General features: G+C 69.7%; 16 protein-coding genes. 6 read left to right on the plus strand and 10 right to left on the minus strand.

Annotated features, from left to right (window positions below; all coding sequences use genetic code 11):
* Positions 1 to 163: 163 nt before the first annotated feature.
* Both D0D37_RS05865 and D0D37_RS05870 read right to left on the minus strand, forming a co-directional pair.
* Positions 164 to 2,434, minus strand: a complete 2,271-nt coding sequence (locus D0D37_RS05865) for an FtsX-like permease family protein (protein ID WP_116199488.1) — start codon at positions 2,432 to 2,434, stop codon at positions 164 to 166.
* Positions 2,431 to 3,126, minus strand: coding sequence for an ABC transporter ATP-binding protein (locus D0D37_RS05870; RefSeq protein ID WP_116199489.1), 696 nt, complete (start codon positions 3,124 to 3,126; stop codon positions 2,431 to 2,433). The genes D0D37_RS05865 and D0D37_RS05870 overlap by 4 nt, the downstream gene beginning before the upstream one ends.
* Positions 3,127 to 3,314: 188 nt before the next feature.
* Here D0D37_RS05870 and D0D37_RS05875 point away from each other — a divergent pair, with 188 nt between their 5' ends.
* Genes D0D37_RS05875 through D0D37_RS05885 form a run of 3 tightly spaced genes read left to right on the plus strand, consistent with a single transcriptional unit; the run spans position 3,315 to position 7,105 of the window.
* Positions 3,315 to 5,117, plus strand: coding sequence for a sensor histidine kinase (locus D0D37_RS05875; protein WP_116199490.1), 1,803 nt, complete (start codon positions 3,315 to 3,317; stop codon positions 5,115 to 5,117).
* The gene (locus D0D37_RS05880) at positions 5,114 to 5,767 is read left to right on the plus strand and encodes a response regulator (RefSeq protein WP_116199491.1); all 654 of its coding nucleotides are present in this window, start codon (positions 5,114 to 5,116) and stop codon (positions 5,765 to 5,767) included. The genes D0D37_RS05875 and D0D37_RS05880 overlap by 4 nt, the downstream gene beginning before the upstream one ends.
* 30 nt (positions 5,768 to 5,797) lie before the next feature.
* Positions 5,798 to 7,105, plus strand: a complete 1,308-nt coding sequence (locus tag D0D37_RS05885) for an amidohydrolase family protein (protein WP_116199492.1) — start codon at positions 5,798 to 5,800, stop codon at positions 7,103 to 7,105.
* A gap of 60 nt (positions 7,106 to 7,165) precedes the next feature.
* Here the strand turns inward: D0D37_RS05885 and D0D37_RS05890 are convergent, their stop codons facing one another.
* The 6 genes from D0D37_RS05890 to D0D37_RS05915 all read right to left on the minus strand — a co-directional run bounded on the left by D0D37_RS05890 (position 7,166) and on the right by D0D37_RS05915 (position 15,080).
* Positions 7,166 to 7,843 carry an SDR family oxidoreductase gene (locus tag D0D37_RS05890; protein WP_116199493.1) on the minus strand — a complete coding sequence of 226 codons (678 nt, stop codon included), beginning with the start codon at positions 7,841 to 7,843 and terminating at the stop codon, positions 7,166 to 7,168.
* A gap of 52 nt (positions 7,844 to 7,895) precedes the next feature.
* The gene (locus D0D37_RS05895; protein ID WP_116199494.1) at positions 7,896 to 9,581 is read right to left on the minus strand and encodes an arabinofuranosyltransferase AftB family protein; all 1,686 of its coding nucleotides are present in this window, start codon (positions 9,579 to 9,581) and stop codon (positions 7,896 to 7,898) included.
* Positions 9,582 to 9,722: 141 nt separating this feature from the next.
* A complete protein-coding gene (locus tag D0D37_RS05900) occupies positions 9,723 to 11,069 on the minus strand; it encodes a DUF7850 domain-containing protein (protein WP_116199495.1) in 1,347 nt (448 codons plus the stop codon).
* 54 nt (positions 11,070 to 11,123) lie between these two features.
* Positions 11,124 to 13,205, minus strand: a complete 2,082-nt coding sequence (locus D0D37_RS05905) for a PhoX family protein (RefSeq protein ID WP_162834093.1) — start codon at positions 13,203 to 13,205, stop codon at positions 11,124 to 11,126.
* A gap of 170 nt (positions 13,206 to 13,375) precedes the next feature.
* Positions 13,376 to 14,596, minus strand: coding sequence for an MFS transporter (locus D0D37_RS05910; protein ID WP_116199496.1), 1,221 nt, complete (start codon positions 14,594 to 14,596; stop codon positions 13,376 to 13,378).
* The gene (locus tag D0D37_RS05915; RefSeq protein ID WP_116199497.1) at positions 14,586 to 15,080 is read right to left on the minus strand and encodes a MarR family winged helix-turn-helix transcriptional regulator; all 495 of its coding nucleotides are present in this window, start codon (positions 15,078 to 15,080) and stop codon (positions 14,586 to 14,588) included. The genes D0D37_RS05910 and D0D37_RS05915 overlap by 11 nt, the downstream gene beginning before the upstream one ends.
* 85 nt (positions 15,081 to 15,165) lie before the next feature.
* Here D0D37_RS05915 and D0D37_RS05920 point away from each other — a divergent pair, with 85 nt between their 5' ends.
* Entirely contained in the window at positions 15,166 to 15,804 is a 639-nt protein-coding gene (locus tag D0D37_RS05920; RefSeq protein ID WP_116199498.1) for an HAD family hydrolase, read from the plus strand.
* A gap of 107 nt (positions 15,805 to 15,911) precedes the next feature.
* Complete coding sequence (locus D0D37_RS05925; RefSeq protein ID WP_116199499.1) at positions 15,912 to 16,775, plus strand: SAM-dependent methyltransferase; 864 nt, start codon at positions 15,912 to 15,914, stop codon at positions 16,773 to 16,775.
* A 71-nt stretch (positions 16,776 to 16,846) separates the two neighbouring features.
* Here D0D37_RS05925 and D0D37_RS05930 read toward each other — a convergent pair whose 3' ends face one another.
* Both D0D37_RS05930 and D0D37_RS05935 read right to left on the minus strand, forming a co-directional pair.
* Positions 16,847 to 17,935: an inositol-3-phosphate synthase gene (locus D0D37_RS05930; protein ID WP_116199511.1), complete on the minus strand. Its 1,089-nt coding sequence runs from the start codon at positions 17,933 to 17,935 to the stop codon at positions 16,847 to 16,849.
* A 65-nt stretch (positions 17,936 to 18,000) separates the two neighbouring features.
* Complete coding sequence (locus D0D37_RS05935) at positions 18,001 to 18,558, minus strand: PadR family transcriptional regulator (RefSeq protein ID WP_037716279.1); 558 nt, start codon at positions 18,556 to 18,558, stop codon at positions 18,001 to 18,003.
* A gap of 246 nt (positions 18,559 to 18,804) precedes the next feature.
* On the opposite strand from D0D37_RS05935, the gene D0D37_RS05940 reads away from it, so the two are divergent.
* The gene (locus tag D0D37_RS05940) at positions 18,805 to 19,206 is read left to right on the plus strand and encodes a DUF5318 domain-containing protein (protein WP_116199500.1); all 402 of its coding nucleotides are present in this window, start codon (positions 18,805 to 18,807) and stop codon (positions 19,204 to 19,206) included.
* Positions 19,207 to 19,430: the final 224 nt, after the last annotated feature.

A 19,430-nucleotide genomic window follows, 5' to 3' on the forward strand; every position in this document is an offset into this window, starting at 1 on the left:
CCCTGACGGAATCAGATTCCCTCAGGGTGGCCCTCACGGACGGAGTGGGCAAAAGCTGGCTGAACGTGACGAAGGGCCGTTGCCGGGTTCCCATCCCCGGCAACGGCCCTTCGTTCCCTTCACCCCCGGTGCCGCCCCTCCCCCGACGAGGGGCGGCCGCCAGCTATTCGTCGGCCAGTGGTTCCGCCTGCACCCGCTTCAGCGCCGGCGTGCAGACCGACGCGCCGAGCAGGGCGACCCCGACTCCCAGCACCACCGGCGCGGCGATCCACGGGCTGAACACGACCGACCCCCGTTCCATCGTCGCCATGAACAGTCCTAGTCCGACCACGACGCCGGTCACGCCCGCTCCGATGGTCGCCACCAGCGCGGGCAGCGCGGCCTCCATCCGCAGCGCCCGGGACAGCACCCGCACCGGCGTGCCTGCCGCCATCAGGGCGCCGAACGTCCGGCGGCGGTCCATGACCGAGCCTGCGGTCGCGACGGCGGCGCTGCAGCCAGCAAGAATGCCTGCCGCGATCAGGCCGATCACGGTGACCCGGCGCAGGTCGCTGAGCTGCACTTGCTGTCCGTAGAGGTACTGCTCGCGGCTGCCGATTTCCTCCCCGACCGCGTTGGGCACCAGAGCGGTCCGCACGGTCTCGCGGTTGGCTTCGGCGGTCGGCACGACCAGGGTGACCTGACCCGCTTTGACGCCGGCCGGGACCGCGGACGGGTCGATCACGTATTCGCCGAAGTTGTTGCGCTTTTCCGGGTGGTAAGTACCCGTGGTGACCGCGCCGAGCGGGGTGCCCGTGCTGTCCTCGCCGCCGTACCGCGCGACTCGCAGGTTGCTCGTGTCCAGCTGGTACGGCGTGTACAGGCCGACCCCGGGCTTGCAGTCCTGCTGGGTGATCCCGAGCCGGGTCAGCTTGGCCGCATCAGCGCAGGTCATTACGTACGCGCGCTGCATCGACCGGTAGTTCCCCTCGCCCTGCATCACGTAGACGCTGGCCACCGGGACGACGCGTTCGGACAGTCCGGCCTTCGCAAGCGTCGTGTTGGTCCGCTCGATCGCCTCGGGAGCCCGGTCCGCGTTGACGTCGACGTACAGCGCCGAGTCCACGTACTGGCGTCCGCCGCCGGCGAGGGATTCGATCGACGGCAGCAGGGTGAGCGCCATCGACCCGGTGAACACCGCGAGCACGATCCCCGCCGAAGCCCGGTAGGAGCCCTTCGGGTCGTTGCGCAGCCGACGTCCGGCCAGCAGCGACGACGGCCGCCGCCAGGTCCGCACGAACGTGCCGCCGACCGCCGAGGTCACCCACGGTCCGACCACCATCGCCGAACCGACCACCAGCAACAGGCCGAACAGCACCAGGTTGCCGCTGCCGCCGCTGCGTGCGCCGAAAACGGTGTAGAAGAAGAACAATCCGGCCGCGGGCAGCGCGAGCAACCGCCACCAGCGCAACGGTTTCACCGTGTGCCCGCCGCTCGCGAACAGCGGCGTGCGCACCACCCGGCGCAGGCCGAGCACCCCGGCGAGCACGACGAGCACCGGGACCACCAGCACCGCGAGCACGGTCAGCCCGACCGGCAGCGCGAAGTCCGACGCCATCCAGGTCCCGCCGTCCCACGGCACGAACGTGGCCATCCCGCGCAACGCCGGGCTCAGCAGCAGGCCTAGCAGTGCACCGACGCCCGCGGACAATCCGGTTTCGGCGGCGACCATCGCGGTCACCTGGCCCGGGGTCGCGCCGGCCAAGCGGATCGCGGCGAGCCGTTGTTCGCGGCGGGCGGCGGTGAGCCGGGCCGACGACGCGACGAGCACCAGGCTCGGCACGAGCAGCACGATGATGCCGACCCAGGACAAGACCGTCAGCAAACCGTCGGGATGTCCCTGTCCCCCGGGGAAGGCCGAGGCCGGGAACGCGTCCTGGCCGGGCTCGGCCTTGTGCCCGTACGGACGCATCTCCTGCGTGCTGTGCCCGACGAGCGCGACGAGCTGTTCCGGATACCGCAGCGCCTCGTCGCCGAAGGCCGCGACCGGCTTGCCGAACCGGTTCCCGAGCTGGTCGGCCGGGGTGGAGTTGAGCAGTTTGCCGAGCGCGGGCGACACGATCGTCTCGCCGGGGCCGGGCAGCTGCGGGATGCCCGGGGGCAGTCGCAGCGAGTCGACCGGCCCGGTGACCGCGATGTCCACGCGGGCGACCTGCTTGCCGTCGAAGTAGTCCTTGGATGAGTTGACGAGCAGGGCGTTCTGCTGACCGGAGTCGTAGCGGCCGCTGCTCTGCCACAGCGCCCGCTGCTCGCGCGCCTGCGTGGCGTACGGCAGGGTCGCCAGCAGCAGGACGAGCCCGGTCGCGACGGCGACGCCGACCGCGGTGAGGATCGCCGAGGTGCGGGTCCGCCGATCGCCGCGCAGCACCCGAAGGGCGAGCTGGAACGGGTTCATGCCGCGAGCCTCGTCGCGATCAGGCCGTCGCGGATCGCCACGGTGCGCGGCATCGATTCGGCGAGTTCCCGGTCGTGGGTCACCACGAGCACCGCGGCTCCCGATGCCTGCGCGGCGGCCAGCAGCGCGTCCATCGTCTCGCGGCCGGTGCGGGTGTCGAGCGCGCCGGTCGGCTCGTCGGCGAAGATCACCTTCGGCCGGTGGGTGAGCGCACGGGCGATCGCCACGCGCTGCGCCTCGCCGCCGGAAAGCTCGCCGGGACGGCGCGCTTCCTTGCCGGACAACCCTAGTTTGCCGAGCCATTCCCGCGCCGCGGCAATCGCTTCGCCACGAGTTCCGCCGGCCAGCAGCGACGGAAGTGCGACATTCTCTTCCGCGGTCAGCTCGGACACGAGCATTCCGGACTGGAAGACGAAACCGAATTCGGTGCGCCGCAGTTCGCTGCGCCGCTTTTCGCCGAACTGGTCGATCCGCTGCCCCTGCAACCAGATCTCGCCGCTGTCTGCCCGCAGGATGCCCGCGAGTACGTGCAGCAGCGAGGTTTTTCCGGATCCGGACGGGCCGACGATGGCGATCGCTTCCCCCGGCTGGACGTCGATGTCGATTCCGGCCAGTGCGTGCTGTTGCCCGTAGCGCTTCACCAGCCCGCGCCCCGACAACACCGGTCCGGCGCTCCACTGTGGATTCGTCATCCGCCAGCTCTCTCCCTGTCTCCGTCATTCGTCTTCGACTGCGACGGAAGGCAGCTTCGCGGATTCGAGCGGGTGTCCACTTCGGGCAGACGGCCGGTAACGGCGGGGCCGCCATCGGCCGATCGGCCGATGGCGAGAAGACCACGTGGCCAAGGTGCGCGCGGGCGCGAATCATCTACCGTCACGGTGTGCCGCACTCCCCGCCGTCGAAAACGCTTGCCGCGCGGGCGACCGAACTCGCCCGCCGCCTCGACATGTCCGTGCTCGTGTTGCTCGCCGCGCTGGCGTTCGACCTCGTGTTCGTGACCGACGCGGCACTCGACAACGTCGGCCCGCGATTCGTCGACCTCGGGCTGTTCCCCGGCATTTTCGCGATGGCGGCGTGCGCGTTCTGGGCCCGCAAACGCGCGGCGGTGGCGGGCGTATTCGGCGCGCTGACGCTGATGTTCTGCACCTTCGTCATCCGCTATCTCGGCATTCCGACGTACTCCAGCGTGCTGGCGCACCTGACCGTCACCGAGTTCGTCGCCGGGATCGAGATGGTCTATTTCCTCGCCCGGCGGGCCCGCCCCGGAGTCGCCTTCGCGGTGATCAGCGCGCTGGTGATGGGCGCGCTCACCGCGGTCTTCGGCCGCGGCGGCTACCGCGACCTGAGCACCAGCAGCATCGCGCAGACCATGCTGTTCGGGTTCCTGTTCCTCATCGGGACGGTGGTCACCGGCGCGGTCGGCCGTCCGCGCCGCGAACGCGACCCGGCGACGGCGGAACGCCTGCGCACCATGCACCGGTTCACCGAACTGGTGCGCGGACAGTGGCCGTTGATCGGCATGCTCGGCATCGGCGTGCTGGTCGAATTCGGCTACACCTACGAAAGCGGCAGCCGCGGTTTCCCGCTGCTGGCCTGCTCGATCGGCGCCGCCGCGGTGACCGCGTTGTCGCCGCGCCGTCCGCGCGATTCGATCCTGGTGGTGGCCGGGATCCTGCTGCTGTCCGCGCTCGCGACGCCGTTCCTGCACCCCAGCCACAGCTACCAGCTGCTCGGCGGCATCCCGCCGACCCAGATCGTGGCCGCCTTCGGCGTGGTCGTGAACGTCGTGCGCGCGGTGCCGCTCGCCCGGGCGTGGCCGCGGATCGCGCTGCTGTCCGGCGTGGTCGCGGTCGGCACGATCCTGAACTTCAGCCAATACCGCACCGGCCGTCTGCTCACCGACCCGGCGACGCTCGGAATGCTCGCCACGGTCGCGGTCCTGCTGCTCGGCATCGCCATCGCGATCGGCCTCTACCTGCGTTCCCGCGATTCCGAGCGCGCGCAGGTGGTGAAATCGGCGGTCACCGACGCGCAGACGTCCGAGCGGATGGCGCTGGCCAGGGAGCTGCACGACGTGGTCGCACACCACGTGACCGGGATCGTCGTGCAAGCGCAGGCCGCGCGGATGATGGGGGAGAAGAACCCGGAACTCGCGCTGGAGGCGATGGGCCGGATCGAGAACGCCGGCGTCGAGGCGCTCGCCGCGATGCGCCGCCTGGTCCGCAGCATGCGCGGCGACGCACAGGCCGGTGCGGGCGAGTTCAACGAGCAGGCGACCACCGATCTGGCCGCCGACCTGCACCGGCTCGTCGAGGCGGGCAACCACGGCGTTCCGACGAAACTGGAGCTCAACCTTCCGCCGGACCTGCCGCACGAGGTCGGCCGGTCGGCGCTGCGGCTGGTCCAGGAGTCGCTCACCAACGTCGGCAAGCACGCCTCGGACGCCACCGAGGCGGTCGCGCTGGCCGAGGTCGTCGACGGCGAACTGCACTTGCGGGTGACCGACAACGGCAGCGGGCAGACTCACCGTCCGGCCGGCGGATCGGGCGGATACGGTCTGGTCGGCATGCGCGAACGCGTCGCGCTGCTGCACGGCAGGCTTTCGGCAGGCCGCGAGCCGAATGGCGGCTGGCGGGTCGAGGCGTGGCTGCCGCTCGAGGCGAACGGGGAGACAGACGGGTGATCCGGGTACTGATCGCGGACGACCAGGAAATGGTGCGGATGGGCTTCCGGATGATCCTGGACGCCCAGGACGACATCGAGGTGGTCGCGGACGTGCCGGACGGGATCTCCGCCGTCTCGAAGGCGCGCGAACTGCGCCCGGACGTCTGCCTGCTGGACATCCGCATGCCGGGGCTCGACGGGCTGGAGGTCACCCGGCAGCTGGCCGGGCCGGACGTCGCCGACCCGCTGAAGGTCGTCGTGGTCACCACCTTCGACCTCGACGAATACGTGCACACCGCGCTGCGCAACGGCGCGAGCGGCTTCCTGCTCAAGGACGCCGGTCCCGCGCTGCTGATCGAAGCGGTGCGCGCGGCCGATCGCGGCGACGCGCTGGTATCGCCGCAGATCACCGTGCGGCTGCTGAAGCATTTCGACGGCGGCACCACCGCCAAGCGCGAGGCTCCGGCACCGTCGGAACCGCTGACCGCGCGCGAGATGGACGTGGTGAAGGCGGCCGCGCGAGGGCTCACGAACACCGAGATCGGCGCGGAGCTGTTCCTGTCGCTGTCGACGGTCAAGACGCATTTGGCTTCGGTGCAGGGCAAAGTCGGCGCGCGTAACCGAGTGGAAATCGCAGCTTGGGCTTGGCGTAGCGGCGTAGTGGATTAACCGCTACTGGCACGCCCGTACTATCTCGTTATGTCGCGTCGATTCCACGCCCCGGTTGTTCTGCCCGCCGACCCGTCCTGCTCGCTGCTCCGCGACGCCGTCGTGGATGTCGACGACGAAGGCCGGATTTCGTTCGTCGGGCCGGCTTCGAGCGCACCGGAGTTCGCCGGCGAGGAGACCCGGCTGACCGGAATCCTGTTGCCCGGCTTGGTGAACTCGCACGCGCACAGCCCGATGACCCTGCTGCGCGGCATGGGCGGCGACCTTCCGCTGCTGCGCTGGCTGCGCGAGATCATCTGGCCGACCGAGGCGAAGCTGAAGCCCGCCGACGTGCGCACCGGCATGCTGCTCGGATCGGTCGAAATGCTCCGGCACGGCGTGACGACCAGCGCGGAAATGTATTTCGAGGGCGAACAGCTCGTGGACGCGGTGCTCACCACCGGCGGCCGGGTGCTCGTCGCGCCGCCGGTGATCGAACTGCCCGGGCTGGACTGGCGCGCGACCCTGGCGGCGATCGACCGGTGGATCGACGCCGACGGCCTGCGATTCGGTCCCGGGGAACGGATCGAGCTGGGTTACGGCCCGCACTCGGCGTACATGCTGAACCCGGACGGGCTGCGAGCGACCGCGGAATCCGCGGCTTCCCGGGGTGCGCTCGTGCAGATTCACATCGCCGAGGCGGCGGCGGAGGATCTGGAGCAGCGCAAGGAGCACGGTTCGGTACCGAAGCTGCTGGATTCGCTGGGGATGTTCAACGGGCGCACGCTCGCGGCGCACGCGGTCCATTTGTCGGACGAGGACATCGCGATCTTCGCGGCTCGCGGAGTGGGGATGGCGCACTGTCCCGGGTCGAACGCGAAGCTGGCGTCGGGAATCGCGCGGATCAAGGACTTGCGAGCAGCTGGGGTCGCGATCGGTCTCGGCACCGACGGCCCGGCCTCGAACGACGACATCGACCTGTGGGAAGAACTGCAGCTCACCGCGATGCTGGCCCGGCTGGCCAACGACGACTCCACCGTGGTGACCGCGAAGGACGTGTTCCTGATGGCCACCCGCGGCGGCGCCGAAGCGCTCGGCCGCCACGACCTCGGCGTGCTGGAGCCGGGCCGCTGGGCCGACCTGGTGCACGTCGACCTCGACGACCCGGCCTTCGCCGCCGGTCTGGACGTGCCCGACGAGCAGTTGCTGGCGAACTTCGTGTGGGCAGCCGGTTCGCGCCGGGTGCGCGACGTGTGGGTCGCGGGCGAACAGGTCGTCGCCGACGCCGAACCGACGCGAGTCGACCGGCGCGAGATCCAGGCTTCCGTCGCCGACACCGCCGCCCGCTTGCGCGCCTGACACTGTCCGTGAAGGACTCCTTGAGGGAATCTGATTCCCTCAAGGAGTCCTTCACGGACCTCAGCGCGGACGGACCTGGATTTCGGTGAAGTGGGCTTCGGGCGTGGCAGTTACGGCGGTGAGTACGGCTGTCGCCACGGAGTCCGGGCGCAGGTACTTCTCCGCTTCGTACTCGCCGCCTTCCTGGGCGCGAGCCTCGCGTTGCATGTCGGTGTCCGTGCGGCCGGGGAAGACCGACGTCACTCGCAGGTCCGGCTCCTCGGCGCGAAGTGAGTCGGTGAAGGCGCGGACGGCGAATTTGCTTGCCGCGTAAGGGCCCCAGCCCGGGCGAGCGGTGTACCCGGCACCGGAGTTGATCACGACGACGTGGCCGTTCGCGGCGCGGAGCGCGGGCAGCAGCAGCCGGGTCAGTTCGGCGACGGCGATGACGTTCACCTCGAGGTTCGTCCGCCAGACGGAGGACGGCGTGTCGGCGACGGTGCCGATTTTCCCGATTCCCGCGGAGTGGACGAGGACGTCCAGCCGGTCGATCTTGCCGACCGCGGCTTCGAGGGAAGCGGCGTCGGTGAGGTCGACCGGCCACGGCTCCGCGCCGGGGAGTTCCTCGGCCACCTTCGCCAGTGCGTCGGTGTCGCGGCCGCCCAGGAGCAGCCGGTGCGTCGGGGACAGCTGGTGCGCGATAGCCGCGCCGATGCCCCGGGAGGCACCGGTGATCAGGGCGAGCGGGAGGTCGGTCATACCGGCCACGGTAGGCGTCCGCCGCTGATTCGCCAGTCCGGGGAGTCGTCGATCACTTCGCCGGGGCGCACTGGGCCGCGGCGAACGGGTCGCGCGGATAGCGGATTTCCGTCCGGTGCAGTGCGCCGGTGAAATTGTCGATAAACCGACTCCAGGTGAGCGGCTCGCGGGTCGACGCGAGCACCTCCTGGACGTCCGGGCAGCGCAGCGCTTGCCGGGCGGCCTCGATCTCAACGGGCTGGAACATCCGGATCTCGCCGTCGGTGGCGAAGTCGCCGTATCCGGCTTCGGCGATCTCCCACGCCCCGACCAGCCACTTCGAGTGTCCAGGGCGGCCGTTGGGGATAATCGACGAGTGCGCGGCGAGGGCGCTCGCCAGGCCGTAGCCGTCGTGGATGCGGACATCCAGGGAGACGATGTTGCTGATCGCGCCCATGCTGTCGGCCGCCATGGTCACGTACGGCCGGTTGGTCGGGAAGCGGAACCACTGCTTCACGTCGCCGTAGCTGTAGACGAGCACCGCCGGCTGCTTCGTCCCTTCCACCGCGTCGACAGCCCGGCGGATCATGTCCTGGCCGAGGTAATCCGTCGCCAGCACCGGGTGCTCGTGCCCGGTCGCCCACGTCCAGTACCCGCGTTCGTCGGTGACGCTCACCGCTTCATGCGTGTTCTCGTACGGCACGCGCAGCCAGCCGCCCGCGACCACGGCCCACGCGGCGACCCCGGCGGCGAACGCGATCGTCTTCTGGGTCAACGGGATCGCCATGGCCGGAAGCAGCAGCACGAACAACGCGGGCAGCAACATCCGGCCGTGCATGAAATCGCCGCCGACGCGCACGACGTACAGCGCGAGCAAAAGCGCGCCCGCCAAGGAAGTCAGCAACAGGATCCGCGACCGGCACACCAGGATCGCGGCGATCACGAGCAGCAGCAACGGAATCCACAGGACGTACGGGTTGATCAAGTCCTCCAGGTACCCGAAACCGCGCGGCCAGTCGCTGCTGGCCGCTTCCTTGGCGAGCGCGGTGTTCGGCGTGAGCAGACCGTAGTAGCCCATCCGGAAGATCTGATACGCCACCGGAAGCGCGATTCCCGCACCGAGCCAGCCCAGCGCGGCAAGCCATCGCGGACGGCGCAGCAGCACGAGTGCGACGAAGCCGATCATGCTGAACAACGCCAGATCCGGGCGCACGAGCGGACCCAGTCCCAGCACGATCGCGGTGGCGACCGGCGCTTTGCCGCGCACCAGCAGCCACCAGCTCAGCCCTAGCCACAACAACGCCAGCCCGGTTTCGAGTCCGGAGGTCGCGAAGTCCCGGAACGGCGGGAGAGCGCACACGACCAGCGCACCGGCGGGAGCCACCGGCCCGGCGTAGAGCCGGCGGGCGCCGTCGAGACCGAAGAAGAGACCACCGACTGCGCACAGCAGGCCGGTGATCACCGCGACCCATTCCAGCGGCGGACCGGGGATCGTGCCGACACCTGCGAGCAGCCAGGTCCACAACGGACTCGTGCTCGCCTCGACGCGCTCGCCGACGTTGAACACCGGCCCGTTCCCGGCGAGGATCTGCCGGACGGTGCGGAGCACGAGCAGCCCGTCGTCGCTCATCCAACGGCGCTGCCAGGCCAGCACCGTGTACAGCACGAGGACCGCCCCGGTGGCGGCCCACGTCCAGGTCATCGGGCGGCGGTACCACGGGGGCGGATCGTCCGGCGGCGCGCCGGCGGACGCGGTCATGATTGGTCCAGACCTCCCCGAAACGTGGTGTTGCAGCCACAGTCTCACATCCGCCCGGACCCGTCGCTCAACGGTCGGCCCAATGTCCGTGAAGGACTCCTTGAGGGAATCTGATTCCCTCAAGGAGTCCTTCACGGACCGTTAGCGGGCGGGCGCGGCGGGCGGGGCCAGGCCGATGTCCAGGTCCATCCGCTCGCGGTCCTTGCCGCCGAGGGTGAACGGCGAGGTGCAGCCGGTCGCCGGGTCGACGGCCGAGTCGAGGCCCGGTGCGCCCGCGCCGCGCTGGGTGACGGTGAGGCCGTCCGGCAGCTTCGAGATGTCGAAGCACACCTGGTAGGTGCCGTCCTTGCGCTGGTCGAACAGGTAGCTGCCGTCGGCGTTCGTGCGCGCGGTGGCGACGGTGCCGCCCGCGCCGTCCTTGAGCGTCACCGGCAGGTCCGGGTAGCCGGGCTCGTCGTCGTCCTGCATGCCGTTCCGGTTCAGGTCTTTCCACGCTCGGTCGCCGATCTTGCCGACCGCGGGCTGCGGCGTGACGGTGACCGTCGCGGTCGCCTTCTGCTCGGCGAGCGGCCCGCCCGGACCGGTGCCGGTGACCTTCGCGGTGTTGACGTGCCCGCTGTCGTCCTCGGTGAGGTTCGGATGGTCGCAGGTGAGTTCCTTCGACGCGTTGGCGGCGAGGTCGAACGCGCCGGGAAGACCGGAGCACCACGGGTCCTTCACCAGCAACCCGGTGAGCGGCTGGGAACCCGTGTTGGAGACGGAGATACGGAAGTGCGCGGCGTCGCCGGCCGGGATGGCAGCCGACGGGCCCCACGTTCCGTCCGCTGGATTCCGCACCTCCATCTTCACCGCGAACGCGGCGAGAGCGACGTGCACGCAGTCCCACAGCACCCAGTTGTGGTTGGTGCTGGCGAAAAACGAGACCGCGGCGGTGTCGTCCGGCGCGGTGACCGGCGGCAGTTCCTGCTGCGCGAGCTTGCCGTCGGACGCGACGTCGTGCGTGACCGCGAGCGGTTTCTCCGCCAGCACCCGGCCGGTGCGGTCGGCGAAGCGCAGGCCGGTGCTCGCGCTCGCGTGCGAACCGAGGCCGGACTGCGCCGTGCCCGCCCACACCGACAGCGAGTATTGCCCGCCGGGCACCGCTTTCAGCTGCTGGCTGGCCGAGCTGACCCGGCCGTCCGGCGTCTGGATCTGGGCGTTGACGTGCCCGTCGACCGCGTGCGCGGTGCTGGTGGACAGCTTCGGCACACGATCCGCGGGGGTGCTGCGCGGAACCGGCGCGGCGGGGCTGAACAGGTATTCCCGCGGTGGTCCACCGGGCGAACCGGCGTCCTCCACGCTCGGGTTGGCCGCGATGCCGCCGCAGTCCGGGGCACCCTCCGCGGGAGCCGATCCGGGAGTGACGACGGCGAGCGCGCCGACCAGCATCGCAATGCCTGCCGCCGCGCCCGCCGTACGTCCGATCGCGACTTTCCTTGCCCGCCTCACGCGGTGAAGCTAGACCCAGGAAGGCCGATCGGCGGTGAGAAACACCCCAAAGTGTTACCGGCGACCGATCCGGCCAGGCAATCCGAAGCTGCCCTTCTTCCACACGGACACGATCGCCGGCCGCGGCTGGGAGGTTCCGCCGTCCGGCCAGTGCGAGGTCGGGTTCGCCGAACTCGGCGCGTCCTCGCCCGGATGCTGCACCGCGACGAGCACGAGGTTCTCGGTGACGACGGGACCGCACGTCTCGGCGCCGACCGGCACGGACAGGAACTGCTTCACGTGCCCGCGCTCGGGACCGGTCACCGGAACCGAGAAGAGACCGTCGTTCGCGCCGAGGGTGTTGCCGTCGGTGGAGATCCACAGGTTGCCGTGCGGGTCGAAGGCCACGTTGTCCGGGCACGAGATCGGGCTGACCTGGTCCTTCGGGAAACCGCCGAAGTAGGTGTCGGCCGTGGCCGGGTCTCCGCAGACGAGCAGCAGCCGCCAGGAGAACCGGGTCGCGGCGGCATCGCCGCGGTCCTCGTCCCATTCGAGGATGTGCCCGTTCTTGTTGCGGGTGCGCGGGTTCGCCTCGTCCGGAGCCGCCTTGCCCGCCGCGCCGCGGTCGGAGTTGTTGGTGAGCGCGGCGTAGATCCGGCCGTTGACCGGGTTCGGCTCGATGTCCTCCGGACGGTCCATTTTGGTCGCCCCGGCGCGGTCGGCGGCCTGGCGGGTGAACACGTAGACCTCCTCCGCGGTGAATCCGTCCACAAAGGACTTGTCACCGCTGGCCAGGGGAATCCACTCGCCGGTGCCGTCGAACTCGCCGTCGGCGGGCAGCTTGCCGGAGCCGTCGATCTCGCCGGGGCTGTTGCCGGAGAACTTGGCGACGTACAGGGTTCCGTCGTCCAGCAGCGCCGAATTATGCCGCCGGGCGAGCGCGGACTGCCCCTTCTTGTACTTGCCCTTCGAGACGAACTTGTAGATGTACTCGAACCGCTCGTCGTCGCCGGAGTACACCGCGACCCGGCCGTCCGCGGTGATCTTGACGTTCGCCGCCTCGTGCTTGAACCGGCCGAGCGCGGTGTGCTTCACCGGCGTGGAATGCGGATCGTTCGGATCGATCTCCACGACCCAGCCGAACCGGTTGGGCTCGTTGGGTTCGCGCGAAACGTCCCAGCGCTTGTCGAACCGCTCCCATTTGCGCGTGCTCTCGCCGGTGCCGATCGCGTACCGCTTGAGCCGCGCGGCCTCCGCCGGCTCGGAAACCTTGTCCGCGTGGGCGAAGTACTGGTGGAAGTTCTCCTCGCCGGACAGCACGGTGCCCCACGGCGTGACGCCGCCGGAGCAGTTGTTCTGTGTGCCGCGCACGCGCTTTCCGGACGGGTCGGCCGACGTCTTGAGGTGCTTCGAACCGGCCGCCGGACCACGCACCTCGAAGATCGTGTCGAGGGTGATCCGCCGGTTCAGCGGGCTCGGAATGGTGCGCAGCGCGCCGCCGATCGGATCGCGAAGCGTCTGCAGCACCGACAATCCGTGCGCCGCCCAGGCGATCTTCACCTGCTCCTCGGTGGGATTGGCCGGGTCGTACTGATCGGCCGGGAAGAGGTGCACCTCGGTGGTGTACTCGTGGTTGACCACCAGCAGATTGCGCAGCCCGAGCGGGTCCTGCGGGATCAGGCCGACGAAGTCGTTGTTGTAGCCGAACTGCTTGGCCTGCGCGGCCGCGGTCTGCTTGCGGAAGTCGAACTTCGGCGCGCCGGGGACCACCGGGTCGCCCCAGCGGATCACCACGTGCTGGGCGTAACCGTCGGGGATGCTGACGACGTCGAGTTTGTTCGGCGGCACCGGCGTGAAGTCCGTGCCGGGCACCGCGCGGCCTTTCGCCAACGGAGCTGGAGCTTGAGTCGGGGCGGCCGCCGCGGCAGTGCCGGACAGCGCGGCGAAACCGCCCGCCGCCGCGGCCATTACCGCGCCCGCCTTGAACACCCCGCGACGCGAGACGCCCTTGGCGATGTCGCCGAAGTATTCGTTGCCGGTCGGGTTCGGGGCCTCGTGCGCGCAGGCGTTGCCGCAGCGGTACTCGCAGGTGATCGGTGACCGGCCGCCGGAATGCGCGGTGAACAAGGGCAGCAGTCGTCCGGGCTCCAGGGACACGGGGCCTCCAGGGTCGCTTCTCGGTGGGAACCTGGCGACCGTATGCGGCGAAAACCCCCTTAATCGGACTAAAAGGTTAACAGCGGATGTATTCGGTGAAAGACGACGATCGCCCCCGAACAGACAGTCCGGGGGCGATCGCGGTGGGTGGCAGTGTCAGCCAGTAAGGCTCAGAACTCCTCGTCGCCGACGAGCGCGGCCTCCTTCGGCACGGTGTGCGGGTCGGCCTTCTTCTCCCGCTGCGAAAGCAGCACCGCGGCGATCACGCAGAGCACGGCGGCGACCAGGAACGGACCCTGCTCCCAGCCCATCCACTCGGCGATGTGGCCGACGAGCGTGGCCGCGACCGCGCCGCCGAACCAGCGGCAGAAGTTGTACCCGGCGCTCGCGACCGGCCGCGGCGCGTCGCTGATCGACATCGCGGTACCGGTGAACAGCGTGTTCAGCAGCCCGGAAACCAGACCGGACACGATGATCCCGACGACCACCACCGGCTTGCTCGGGATGGCCAGCACCAGCATCAGCACCGTGTAACCGGTCACCGCAAGCGCGGCCGCGTGCCGTTCGCCGAACCGGGCGGCCATCTTCGGCGCGAGCACCACGCCGGCGATCGCCACGCAGAGGCCCCAGCCGCAGAAGATCAGGCCGACGGCGATGGCATTCCAGCCGAGCACGAACGGGGACCAGGCGAGCACCGCGAAGAACGCGGCGGTGTACAGCGCCGAGGCGATCGACGTGCGCAGCAGGCCGGGGTGCTTGAGCGCGCGGATCGGGTCGAGCAGTTTGATCGGTTCTCGCTTCTCGTGCGAGTCGCTCTTCAGGAAGATCGAGCACAGCACCAGCGCGGCGATCATCAGCACCGCGGTGCCGAGGAACGGACCGCGCCACGAGATCGTGCCCAGCAGCGCGCCAAGCAGCGGGCCGACGGCGAGCCCGACGCCCAGCGCGGCCTCGTACAGCAGGATCGCGCCGGATTGGCCGCCGGTCGCCGCGCCGACGATCACCGACAGCGCGGTGGCGATGAAGAAGGCGTTGCCGAGCCCCCACACCGCACGCAGGCCGACGAGCTGTTCGATCGAACCAGCCGCGGCGCACAGCGCGGTCGCGGCGACGATCAGGGTCAGCCCGACCAGCACGGTCCGCTTGGCTCCGAACCGCGCGGACATCGCGCCGGTGAAGAGCATCGCGATCACCTGCACGCCGAGATACGACGTGAACAGCAGCGTGACCTGGGACGGCGTCGCGTTCAGGCCCTTGGCGATGGACAGCAGGATCGGGTCGACGAGGCCGATGCCCATGAACGCGATGACCGCGGCGAACGCGGTGATCCACACCTGTTTGGGCTGGCCTTTGACCGCGTCCAGCAGGCTCGAGTGGTGCTCAGCGCTCATTGCGGATCAGTTCCTCCTTCGGGAGTTCGGGGGCTTCATTGGAGTGCGGGTCGTCGCGGTGGAAGTCGGCGATCAGCTTGGTGAGCGCGGGAAGCGCGGCATCGATGGCGGCGCGCTCGGCCGGGTCGAGACGGTCGAGCAGCGCCCGCAGCTCCGCCTCTCGGCCGGCGATCATTTCGGCGTAGAACCGCTCGCCTTCCGGGGTGGCCTCCACGAGCACGGCGCGCCCGTCCTCCGGGTCGGGACGGCGGGTCACCATGCCGAGCCGTTCGAGCCTGCGCACGACGTCGGTCATCGACGGCATCCGCACGCGCTCGAGCCGGGAGAGCCTGCTCATCCGGCTGGGCCCCCGGCCGACCAGCTCCGACAGCACCGACCCCTGAGTGAGGGTCAGCAGCTGCGCTGATTCGCGGCGCACCAGGTAGTACAGCCGGAACACCACCGGCCGCAGCCGCTGCGCCAGATCGCCTCTCGAGGAAGTCACTTAGCTAGGCTAACAAAAATTAGTTAGGGTGGCGAAGTAATTCGGCTCACAAGGTGGTCCAGTCCAGGACCCCTAGGCTGGACAAGTGGATGCGGTGATCTTCGACCTCGACGGCGTACTGGTGGACTCCGAGACGACGTGGGACGAGGTGCGCCGCGCCGTAGTCGCCGAGCACGGCGGGACCTGGCGGCCGGAGGCGACCCGCGCGCAACAGGGGATGAGCACGCCGGAATGGGCGCGCTACCTGGTGGAAACCCTGGGCGCGCGGCTCACCCCGGACGAGATCGCGGGCATCGTGATCGACGAGATGGCCGCCCGCTACGCCGACCGCCCGCCGGTGATCGACGGCGCGGACCAGGTTGTGCGGGAGATCTCCCGGCACTGGCCGGTCGCGATCGCCAGCTCGTCGCCGCCGGTGCTGATCCACTCGTTCCTGACCGCGTGCGACCTGACGTCGCTGGTCCCGGTGGCGGTGTCGAGCGAGGAAGTGGCCGCGGGCAAGCCCGAGCCGGACGTCTACCTGCGCGCGGCGATGCTGCTGAACGTCGAAGCTTCGCGTTGCGCCGCCGTGGAGGACTCGACGAATGGCTTGCGCGCGGCGTTCGCGGCGGACATGACGGTGTTCGCGGTGCCGAACCCGCACTTCCCGCCGGACCCGGAGGTACTGCGGGACGCCACCGTGCTGCCGAACCTGGCCGCGCTGCCCGCCGCACTCAGGGAGTGACGCAGCCCACAGCGGCAAATAACCCCAAATCGGTCGCAGCCAGTATCCGGCCGATCGCGCAGTGCCATCCTGAACGTCTGCCAACAAGATCGGCGTCAGGGGTGGAAATGGCTGCACCAGAACAGGATTGGGACATCGTCAGCAGCGTCGGACTGACCGCGCTCGGGGTGGCCGCGGGCCGGGCGATCGCGACCGGAGAACCGGATCCGCTGATCGAGGATCCGTACGCGGCGGAGTTCGTGCGCGCCGCGAATCCGCCGCGGCCGATGCCGATCGAACCCGTCGACGACCCGCTGTGGATGGCGATGGCCGATTACCTCGCGGTGCGGTCCCGGTTCTTCGACGAGGTGGTCACCGGCACGGACGCGCCGCAGGTGGTGATCCTCGCCGCCGGGCTCGACGCCCGCGCGTACCGGCTCGACCTGTCCGGCCGCGACGTCTACGAGGTGGACCAGCCGCGGGTGCTCGCGTTCAAACAGGACGTGCTGGACGGCCTCGGCGCGGCCCCGCGCTGCCGCCGCCACGCGATCGGAGCCGACCTGCGCGAGGACTGGCCCGCCGCCTTGGAAAACGCCGGGTTCGACCGCACGCGGCCGTCGGTGTGGATCGCCGAAGGGCTGCTGCCGTATCTGCCCGCGCGGGCGGAAGAACTGCTGTTCGACCTCGTGCACGCCCGAAGCGCGCCGGGCAGCCGGGTCGGCATCGAGCACATCCCCGACCTCGGCGGAACCGAAATCCTCGACACCATCCGGAGTTCGGACGCCGGAGCGCGGCTCGGCCTGGACGTGAACGACGTGCTCTCGACCGAACCGCGGCGGAACCCGGTCGAATGGCTCGCCGGACAGGGCTGGCGGACGACCGTCGACCGCGCGGGCGACCTCGCCGACCGGTACGGCAAACAACTGGGCGATCCCTTCGGTGACGTGATGACGAAGACCGAACTGGTGACCGCCGACCTGAACCCTCGTTAACGCCGTGAAGGACTCCTTGAGGGAATCAGATTCCCTCAAGGAGTCCTTCACGGACTTCAGGCAGGCTGGGCTCAGCGCTCCAGTTCGCCGCGGATGAAGGCGTCGACCGCGTCACGGGCGGTCGAGTCGTCGTACTGCTCCGGCGGCGACTTCATGAAGTAGGACGACGCGGACAGGATCGGGCCGCCGATGCCGCGGTCCTTGGCGATCTTCGCCGCGCGCACCGCGTCGATGATGATGCCCGCCGAGTTGGGGGAGTCCCACACCTCGAGCTTGTACTCGAGGTTCAGCGGCACGTCGCCGAACGCGCGGCCCTCGAGGCGGACGTAGGCCCACTTGCGGTCGTCGAGCCACTGCACGTAGTCCGACGGTCCGATGTGGACATTGCCCTTGCCGAGTTCGCGGTCCACCTGCGAGGTGACCGACTGGGTCTTCGAGATCTTCTTCGACTCGAGCCGCTCCAGCTCCTTCATGTTCAGGAAGTCCATGTTCCCGCCCACGTTGAGCTGCATCGTGCGGTCGAGCTGCACGCCGCGGTCCTCGAACAGCTTCGCCAGCACGCGGTGCGTGATGGTGGCGCCGACCTGGGACTTGATGTCGTCGCCGACGATCGGGACGCCCGCGTCCTCGAACTTCTTCGCCCACTCGGGGTCGGAAGCGATGAAGACCGGCAGCGCGTTGACGAACGCGACGTTCGCGTCGATCGCGGCTTGCGCGTAGAACTTGTCGGCCTCTTCGGACCCGACGGGAAGGTAGGAGACGAGCACGTCGACCTGTGCGTCGCGCAGCGCGCCGACCACGTCGACCGGAGTCTCGTCGGACTCCTCGATCGTCTCGCGGTAGAAGCGGCCGAGGCCGTCGAAGGTGTGCCCGCGCTGGACGGTGACGCCGAGCGGCGGCACGTCGGCGATCTTGATCGTGTTGTTCTCGCTGGCGGAGATCGCCTCCGAGAGGTCCCGGCCGACCTTCTTCGCGTCGACGTCGAACGCGGCGACGAACTCGATGTCGCGCACGTGGTACTCGCCGAACTGGACGTGCATCAAACCGGGGACCCGCGCGGCGGGATCCGCGTCGCGGTAGTACTGCACACCCTGGACCAGCGACGAGGCGCAGTTGCCGACGCCCACGATGGCCACCCGAACGCGGCGGTTCTCGCCCATGCCGGTTTCTCCTTCAATCTCATTCACTTGCATCTGCAGGTCTGCCGCGCCGTTGCGGCCGCCGCTCAACTCGGTCCCGGCTGCTCCGGGCCGCGCTGCTCGGCTTGTTCGTGCGCGATCAGCTCGTTGAGCCAGCGCACCTCCCGCTCGCTCGACTCCAGCCCCAGCCGGTGCAGCTCGCGGGTGTAACGGTCGATCTTCTCCTCGGCCCTGGCCAGCGCGTCCCGCAATCCTTCGCGCCGCTCCTCGACGCGGCGGCGCCGTCCTTCCAGGATTCGCATCCTGACGTCGGCCGGTGTCCGCGAGAAGAACGCCAGGTGGACGCCGAATCCCTCGTCGTCCCACGTCTGCGGCCCCGCGTCGCCGAGAAGTTCGGCGAAGCGTTCCTTGCCCTCGGCGGTGAGCTTGTAGACGCGGCGGCCGCGCCGGGACCAGGCCCGGTCGTCCGCCTCGTCGAACTCCTCGACGAGATAACCGGCCCGAAGCAGCCGGCGCAAGGTCGGATACAGCGAGCCGTACGAGAACGTCCGGAACATCCCGAGCGTCTCGTGCAAACGTTTGCGCAGCACGTACCCGTGCATGGGCGCCTCGTGCAGCAATCCGAGGATCGCGAGTTCGAGCACACCACACCCCGCTTTCGGGAATACGCCGCGACCGGCACCGTTGACCACACGGAACCGGCTCAGCCAACCTACTCGCCGACTATATCGCGCCGATACATCGGAGTGGCGGAAGTAACCCGCTACCAGCACTCGTCCGATGATCCGTGATCAGAGCGTTATCTAACTTTCGGCGTGTCCGAACGGTCGCACTGGGTACGGGAAAGCAGGGGGCACCGCGGACACAGAAAGAGCCCGTACTCTGTCCTCGTGCGAAACCAGCGGCAGGTTGTGGATTACGCCTTGCAGCGCCGTGCGCTGCTGGCCGGCGTCCGCTCCGGACGCGTCGGAGACCACGAGGTCTGCGACGCGAGCCCGTACCTGCTCCGCGCGGCGAAGTTCCACGGCAGACCCGAGGACCGGGCCTGTCCGATGTGCCGCCGGGCGCCGCTGCACCTCGTTTCCTGGGTGTACGGCGACGAGCTCAAGCACGTCTCGGGATCGGCACGCACCCCCGCCGAACTGACCCGGATGGCCGGGGTTTTCGGGGAGTTCACCGTCTATGACGTAGAGGTGTGCCGGACGTGCCATTGGAACCATCTGGTCCTGTCCTATGTCCTCGGCACGGGAGAGCCCCAGCCGACCCGGCCGCGAAGGACTGCCGGGCAGTGACGAGTACCACAACCGCTGCAGAACGCAGGGCGGCGCGCCGCTGTCCGTCCCGGACGCCGGCGCCGGCAGTGCAGCCCTCGGAGGCCCATTCGTGAACGACGACCGCAACCGCCCCTGGCCGAGCCAGGAGCCAGATGCACCTCGCCGTGCCCGGCGACCTCAGGAGGACCCCGGTCCCGCCGGTCCCGCCTGGCCCGCCGATGACGCCCCCCGGCGCCCCGCGC

It is taken from the genome of Amycolatopsis circi (genome assembly GCF_003385235.1).
Lineage (GTDB): Bacteria > Actinomycetota > Actinomycetes > Mycobacteriales > Pseudonocardiaceae > Amycolatopsis > Amycolatopsis circi.

Excerpts from the sequence above, each read along its gene's own strand:
- D0D37_RS05910 (WP_116199496.1), bottom strand. The coding sequence starts at position 14,596 with ATGAGCGCTGAGCACCACTCGAGCCTGCTGGACGCGGTCAAAGGCCAG.
- D0D37_RS05890 (WP_116199493.1), bottom strand. The coding sequence starts at position 7,843 with ATGACCGACCTCCCGCTCGCCCTGATCACCGGTGCCTCCCGGGGCATC.
- D0D37_RS05865 (WP_116199488.1), bottom strand. The coding sequence starts at position 2,434 with ATGAACCCGTTCCAGCTCGCCCTTCGGGTGCTGCGCGGCGATCGGCGG.
- D0D37_RS05925 (WP_116199499.1), top strand. The coding sequence starts at position 15,912 with ATGGCTGCACCAGAACAGGATTGGGACATCGTCAGCAGCGTCGGACTG.
- D0D37_RS05895 (WP_116199494.1), bottom strand. The coding sequence starts at position 9,581 with ATGACCGCGTCCGCCGGCGCGCCGCCGGACGATCCGCCCCCGTGGTAC.
- D0D37_RS05930 (WP_116199511.1), bottom strand. The coding sequence starts at position 17,935 with ATGGGCGAGAACCGCCGCGTTCGGGTGGCCATCGTGGGCGTCGGCAAC.
- D0D37_RS05870 (WP_116199489.1), bottom strand. The coding sequence starts at position 3,126 with ATGACGAATCCACAGTGGAGCGCCGGACCGGTGTTGTCGGGGCGCGGG.
- D0D37_RS05885 (WP_116199492.1), top strand. The coding sequence starts at position 5,798 with ATGTCGCGTCGATTCCACGCCCCGGTTGTTCTGCCCGCCGACCCGTCC.